Annotated in this window: 5 protein-coding genes and 1 pseudogene; 2 read left to right on the top strand and 4 right to left on the bottom strand. The window is 61.0% G+C overall.

The window, feature by feature from the left end:
• Positions 1–119: 119 nt before the first annotated feature.
• The 3 genes from E4O86_RS21770 to E4O86_RS21760 form a co-directional block, all read right to left on the bottom strand.
• Positions 120–818 (bottom strand): hypothetical protein, encoded by a 699-nt coding sequence (locus tag E4O86_RS21770; RefSeq protein ID WP_161142652.1) that lies wholly within the window; start codon positions 816–818, stop codon positions 120–122.
• 1,466 nt (positions 819–2,284) lie between these two features.
• On the bottom strand, positions 2,285–3,685 hold the full coding sequence (locus tag E4O86_RS21765; RefSeq protein WP_246206546.1) for a DUF2254 domain-containing protein: 1,401 nt from the start codon (positions 3,683–3,685) through the stop codon (positions 2,285–2,287).
• Between the two features lie 314 nt (positions 3,686–3,999).
• Positions 4,000–4,203, bottom strand: a complete 204-nt coding sequence (locus E4O86_RS21760) for a hypothetical protein (RefSeq protein WP_161142651.1) — start codon at positions 4,201–4,203, stop codon at positions 4,000–4,002.
• 446 nt (positions 4,204–4,649) lie between these two features.
• Here E4O86_RS21760 and E4O86_RS21755 point away from each other — a divergent pair, with 446 nt between their 5' ends.
• Positions 4,650–5,390 carry a DUF5343 domain-containing protein gene (locus tag E4O86_RS21755; protein WP_161142650.1) on the top strand — a complete coding sequence of 247 codons (741 nt, stop codon included), beginning with the start codon at positions 4,650–4,652 and terminating at the stop codon, positions 5,388–5,390.
• Positions 5,391–5,605: 215 nt separating this feature from the next.
• A complete protein-coding gene (locus E4O86_RS24065; protein WP_161142649.1) occupies positions 5,606–6,028 on the top strand; it encodes a type II toxin-antitoxin system PemK/MazF family toxin in 423 nt (140 codons plus the stop codon).
• A gap of 146 nt (positions 6,029–6,174) precedes the next feature.
• On the opposite strand, the pseudogene E4O86_RS21745 reads toward E4O86_RS24065, so the two are convergent.
• A pseudogene (locus tag E4O86_RS21745) lies at positions 6,175–6,399 on the bottom strand (transposase); the annotation flags it as partial.
• Positions 6,400–6,686: the final 287 nt, after the last annotated feature.

Raw genomic sequence — 6,686 nt, 5'->3', positions numbered from 1 at the left:
GCCCGCCCGTCGCAAGCCGCGCCCGCCGCGGCGGGACGCGGGAGGCGGCCGCCCGCCGGGCGTGCCCGGGCGCAGGGCGAGAGCGGGCGGAGCGCGAGGTGTCAAGATGCAAAATGCCCCTAACTACTTATCTCATCCGCCTCCCCGCTGAAGAGTTTCAGAATGTTTTCAACAACGCGGCAAAGCTCATCCAGAAAGTGAACCATTTCATTGCCGGCGCCAGTTTCCGGGTAAAACAGAAGAAGAAAGTAGTCTGCTTTGACGATTGCTCCGACAGGTGGACCATAGTCGAGAGGCGTGCCGACAACGATTGAGCCGTCCTCCAATCGGCTCGACCAGTTCTTTATTTCGTTGAACGTCTTAGGGTCGGCATCGGGCATAAGCCCCGAAAGGTCGAGTCGGCCGCCCCAAGCCACCGGAACAACCATCTGGTGCTTGTCCTGATTGCTCAGGTCGTGGAGGGCGCGAAGTCCCTCATTTCCGTTTCGGTGAGGCCGGATTTGCTTCAAAAGCCGAACCGCGCGCGAGCCGGCTCGGTCAAAGTTCTTGCGTCGGATCTGCTCCGGTAGCTCGGCGGCTGTGTTGGAAAACGGGAAATACGTCCCTTTGTCGCTCTTTCCAGCGAGCCGGACAGCATCGCATGCCATAAGGTCGAGAGCTGATCGAAGATTGTGAAGGATGTCGCCGATTACGGGCGACATTTCAGTAGGCGGGCTCTCCGCGATGCGCGCTCGCCAGAACTTAAAGCGAAAGTGATCCTCGGAATGGAGTTCGACGACAATGCGAATGGGATCGCGAGCGAAATAGGCGTCAACCATTTGCCTTAGCTCGGTCACGTGCCGGCGTGCACGCGCAATCTTGAGGCGCGCTCCCTCGAATGGCTCTAGCATGTCAGACGACGATCATAGCCGAGCACAACCTAAGCGCCCAATCTACGCGAGTCCACGCCGCGGATTACGGAGCGCGTGCTGAACACATGACCCAAGCCGCAGGCGCGCCATAACCTCCGACATGGCATGCCTCGTCCCTCAACCGAGCAAACAAGTCTCGGAAGCGCAGCCGCCATTAAGGCCCTCGTGCCAAAGTCGAATGTTCGCTAGTTGACTCCACCACAAGTCGCTACTTGAATGCGTGCGCTTGGCGGGGGCTACAAATGCAAGAGATAGGATCATGGGAAGTGGCCAGGGAGCCGAGGGAGCCGCCGAAGCCACCGTCCTCTCCACCGCACCCGCCTCCACCAGGGCATCCCGATCCATGGCCTCCGCGGAAGCGTTGAAACCCTTCTCAGTAAGCTGTTTGACGAATATTCATTATCACGCTTGCCGAGAGGCGTTTCTTGACACATGTCATCGTTGGTTTATGTTCGGTGTCATAGCTTGCGGATCGGCGGCCCTGGTTAACCTTCTGCCTACTGACAGATCATGGTTGTCATTTTTCTCATTTGCCGCGGCTCTACTAGGTGCACTCGATTTAACATTTGATTTATCAAACAGAGCACGTGCTCATGCCATGATGAAACGTCGCTATTTCGATCTTCTTGCCGAGGTACGCGAAGGCAAGAAGACAATTGATGAGGGGCGGGTTTATCTAGATAGACTTAGTGCTGACGAGGAGCCGCCTTATCGAGTATTATTACTTTCATGCTGGAATAACGCCGAGAGGGCTGTCTATGGACACGATGCTCGGAGCTTCGACATTGCAAGATGTGATCTAGCGTTCAAGAATATACTTCGGCGACCCAACGCCAACTACCAGATGAAGATGCGTACCGGCGACTCCAGTGTATCTTAGCCTTCTGCCTAAGCGTGGCCGGCTCCGCGGCCAATAGGTGAGGCATGCCTTCGCTGCTTGGGGATCAGGTTGCATGATCGATGTGGATCAAGCGGGTCTTGCTGCCGCGCGCGACAAAACCGATGGTGACGTGCTTGTGAGCGCCGCCGGATTTAGTCGGGCTTGGCGACACGGCCGCGCGAGAGCTTCGTTGGCGTCTCCCGTTTGCCAATTTAATTTACTCGGCCTCGATTCCAAGCCGATGGGAACAGCTCGCGGCAGGACTTGCGCTGATAGAGGCCAGCGCGGGCCGTCTTGCCTGACAGTGCCGATGCGGCTTTCGTCGGCCTCTCACCGCGCGAGCACCATACCGCCAACGCGGCGCTCCGGACCGTGGCGAGCCTTCATCGCGCGTCAGGGCGCTTTGCCCCGATACAATAGGAACACCTGATAATGGGATTCGAGCATGCTCCAGGCCACAACGACACGGCCAATTGCGCTGTAAGAAGCTAGACTAGCTGCTCGGCGGCCTGGACGCTTCCTCCGCGAGGAGGAGGGTGGCCATGGCATCCTTGTCGAATCCGCTCAGCCGATCTCGGCTTGCCCTCTCAATGGACTGGCCGAGCGCAAGAATCCTGTCGCGTGTGCGCGGTCCCGCCTTTTGGGTCAGTGCCTCGATGATGCGCAGCAGCTTGCGGATCACATCCGCATCCCCGGTCGCGTAACGGGCGACAGCGGCAAGAGCCGGGCAGGCAAGGTCCTCGAGCGTGCCCACGGATGTCACGATCCGCGGCCGGCCTTGCGGATCGGCGCGGACCGATGAGGGAATCTCCCGCTCGGCGAGGCGGCCAAGGGCTTCACCGAGCCTGTCGATGCAGTAAAGGGCCGTGGTCGGATCGTTGATGCCGGGCGAAAGAGCCCGCTGCGCGATCTCGACGATGCGTCGAAGGGAAAACTCCAGGTCTTGCGCGGGAGTGCGGTCCGGGCCGACGACAAACGCCCCCCGCAAAGCGGCCGCAGCCTCGTCCGATATGCGTTCGGACGGCGCAACCAGGACGATTGGGTCGCAATCCGTGATGAACCGGCCCGGGCGTGCCTCGATGCGAACCAGGACGTCGTGCTCGGTCGCGATCCGCATCAGCGCGTCCTCGTCGACGCGCTGGACATAACCGCTTCCCTTCACGCCGATCGGCCGGGCGCGCGATTCGAAATGTTCCAGTGTCGAACGGTAGGCCCCGGCAACGTCGCCGACCGGCGGATCCCTGCCGAGCCGTTCCGGGTAGAGCCGGTCGATGGCCGACCGGGTCTCCGCCGCAAGGTCCGCGAGCACGGTCTCGATCCGGATGGAGATGGCCACGTGGTGGATGAAGTAGATGAGCACCGCAAGGCTGAGCGTTGCGAGCAATACGCCGAAGGCGACCGAGAGGTGGGGCACGAAGCTCGCGCCCTCCGTCCCGCGAACGGTGCGCAGCACAAGCAGGCAATAAAGGAAAGTGCTCGTGAAGGTGCCGAGCACGATCTGGTTTCCGCGATCCCGCATGAAGTTGCGCAGCAATCGCGGCCCGAACTGCGAGGAGGCCAGCTGGAGTGTCAGCATCGTGATCGAGAACGTCAGACCGGCCACCGTGATCATCGAGCTCGCTATGGCGGACAGGACGGCTCGCGCCCCTTCCGGGCCGAATTCATAGATCCAACCGAGGCGGCGGACGGTCTCCGCGTTGACCCAGGCGTCGACCTTGACCAGACCGAACGAGAGCGCAACGGCAGCGGCTGCCATCGCCGACGGCAGAAACCAGAAGCTGGTGCGCAGGCGATCCCAGACGCCGAGCAACCAAGTGGGGGACAGCAGGGTTCGGATGGTCGCCTCCGCCGACATTCGGATCGTAAAGCTTCCGACTCCCGCGAGGAGTTTCAACCGCGATCTTTGACAGCTTGCGAGCGCCGCCGGCCTTGCCGGATCGGGTCGGCCTGGCGGCAGGGCCGCGGTCCGATCGTTCTGGGTAAATAGTCCTAATATTATACTTCGCGTACCCGCAGCGTGATGTGGTAGGGTTTACCGAAAGGATTCGGCATGATCCGCCTTCCGGCTGCGTGTACTCGATGCGGTCAAATCTCTCCGTCCGGGATCGCAGCAACGTAGGTTCGAACCTTGTAGGTGCGCCAAGCGCAATCTGGCCCGCGCCCGAAATGCAGCAAGCCCCATGACGAGGGACCGATCGATCTTTAGCATCATTGCATGAAAAAGCCCGGCTCACTGGCCGGGCTTGTCCTCTTCGATCTGGCCGCCGGTGCTGGCGGCTTCTCGCCAGGCTTCCTCGGCGGCACTACCTTTCGGAACGCCTGTTCGGACCGTTCTTCGCTCTCGTCCGCGCCAAGCTCGCGGGCCATGTCCTTGAAGCGTTCTATCTGTCGTTCCGGCTTCTTCTGGCTCATGCGACAGAACCCTCCCACTGCCGAGCCTGGCTCCAGTGCGATTCAAGCTCCCGCCAATCATGGTTCTGGAAGGCGGATTCGAGGCGCCCTAGGAGTTGCGCGTCGTACTCAAAGACGAACTCTCGCGGGAAGCCAACGGTTGGCTCGCGCCCATCTCTCTCCACAGGCTCATCCGTGGTAAGGTACACCACCCTCTCGGTGGCACCAGAGACCCGGCGCACTATTGGGCATCCTCCGTAACTCATTGCAAGAACGCGATTTTTCATGTCAGACACCTCCGCTGAATCAGCGTAGGAGTCCGCTTAAGTTCCATCAATCCTGATCTTGGCACACAGCCTAATTCCACGCTTAGCGTCCAGAGTTCCGCGCGATGTGTTCCGCTATTGATGTCGGATGGCACATCATCTATTAGTGTCTCCGGTTTGGATCACAGGAGGTGTCCTCCCATGGAACACGACCAGCCTACCGACGAGGCCCGGCTATCGGCGCGGACGCCACCGTATGTCTCGTTCCGGACGACCCTGACTGTTCTTGAGGATTTGAAGACGGTTGGCGTGCCGCCTCGGATCGATCGATCTGTCCTCTCTCGATTCTCGGGCGGGGTCGGGTCTCAGATCCTCATGGCCCTCAAGGCTCTTGGACTGATCGAAGACGACGGCACGCCAACCCCGGCGCTGCTGCGATTGGTAGAGGCTTACGGGACACCTGGGTTCAAGGGGGAGCTACAGTCGGTGCTGAACCGGGCCTACCCGTTCCTGTCTTCTCTTGACCTAACGACTGCGACCCCGTCGATGTTTGCCGAGGCTTTCAAGAACGCGGTCGATGCGAAGGAGGATGTGCTTCGGAAGTGCCGAACCTTCTATCTCCACGCTGCCAAAGAGGCGGGGATTGAGATTGGGGCTCGGCTCGAAAAGGGAAGCCATCCGAGGTCTCCCAGCACCAACGGCACTAGGAAGCGCAAGAAGACGACTCGTGCGGATGATGCTGCGGGGGCCGCGCCAGTGACGCATGCCGCGCCGCCGCCGGGGCAGCCACTTCGAAAAGAACTTGAGTACGAGCTGGTTGATCTGATGACCGACCCAGAGGTCGACGATGAGATCAAGCCGGCGATCTGGCAGTTGGTGCAATACCTGACTGCTCGGAAAGCCAAGAAAGCGGCCGCATCCAAGGATGCGACCGCTTCTTAGAGATCGAGCGCACCCCGCAACTGCCGTGCCGCGCTAGCGGGGCGTGGAACCAGCACAAGGGAGGCCGGCAAGGACCGACATGCCTATGGCTAGAAGGGACTGAACAAGCCCCGCCGGTTGACGCCGCGATAGCGGCGGTGCCCCGGCGGGCACCCTTATATCCCAATTTGCGCCATGTCTAAAGGAGGGGCAGCAGGTCTGCCCGATGGGTGTCTATGCTCAAGTTCCACCCTCAGCCCGGCACCATCCTCATCTGTGACTACGGCGACGAAGCGGTTGAGCCTGAGATGGTGAAGCGCCGCCCCGTCCTGGTCGTGTCGCCGAATCTGAAACGGCGAACTGGCCTTTGCGCAATCGTGGCCTTGAGCACCACTCCTCCTGACCCCGTCCAGGACTATCACTGCACGGTTCGCGTTGACCCACCCTTGCCGCCGCCCTTTGATTCGCCAGATATGTGGGTCAAGGCGGACATGGTTTCGACCGTGGGCTTCCATAGGCTGGATCTTCCTCACACCAAGCGAGACCAGTACGGAAAGCGTAAGTACCTGACGGTGCGGGTCACTCCCGCCGAGCTACGAGCAGTTTACGGGTGTGTGCTATGTGGACTCGGAATGGGTCGTTTGACACCCCATCTCTGAGGCCCTAAATTCATACTCGTTCCTGCGCTGCCGTAAGGCATCAGGCTTTCAAGACCTCAGCGATGGGGCGACCGCGCACTTGGTGATGACAAACTGTGCGCGGTTCGGCCGGCCCCCAAGCCCCAAGCTTGGGGGCCTTGTCATTCCTAATTCATTTCCGGGTCAAATCTGCGATACGTCAGTCGTTTGCCGGCGACGCCTGCCAGCGCACGCCCGGCCCGCTCCTGATCCTCGACGCCAAGCGCGGAACGATTGTTGTACCGGAACTCGAACTCCGCGAGGTAGCGGTGCAGGTGGTGCTCGGCACAATGCTGGTACGTGCCGCGCATGTCGCCCTTGAAGACGCTGCATACGTTCTCGATGGTGTTGGTGTCCGCCAACGCGGCGCTCCGGACCGTTGCGATCGTTCATCGCACGTCCGGCGCTTTGCTCCGATCAGTAGGAAAATAGTCCTTGACGGGCGTACGCCGGTCCGATAGGGTTCCGGCATGGTCGGACGATTGGGTCCGGCACGATCTTCACGACATCGCCGGCACGATCTTCACGACATCGAAAGCGGGACGCCGGGCCGGCGGGACCCGCGATCCCGCAGGCCTGCGGCCGCAGCCGCGCGCCGCAGCCGCAGCCGGAGCCGCAGCCGCAGCCGGAGCCGCAGCCG

The sequence above is a fragment of the Propylenella binzhouense genome (assembly GCF_009866965.1).
Lineage (GTDB): Bacteria > Pseudomonadota > Alphaproteobacteria > Rhizobiales > Afifellaceae > Propylenella > Propylenella binzhouense.
The sequence above is the reverse complement of the archived record's forward strand: the minus strand, read 5'-3'. Positions and strand labels throughout refer to the sequence as shown.

Excerpts from the sequence above, each read along its gene's own strand:
- E4O86_RS21755 (WP_161142650.1), top strand. The coding sequence starts at position 4,650 with ATGGAACACGACCAGCCTACCGACGAGGCCCGGCTATCGGCGCGGACG.
- E4O86_RS21760 (WP_161142651.1), bottom strand. The coding sequence starts at position 4,203 with ATGAGCCAGAAGAAGCCGGAACGACAGATAGAACGCTTCAAGGACATG.
- E4O86_RS24065 (WP_161142649.1), top strand. The coding sequence starts at position 5,606 with ATGCTCAAGTTCCACCCTCAGCCCGGCACCATCCTCATCTGTGACTAC.
- E4O86_RS21770 (WP_161142652.1), bottom strand. The coding sequence starts at position 818 with ATGGTTGACGCCTATTTCGCTCGCGATCCCATTCGCATTGTCGTCGAA.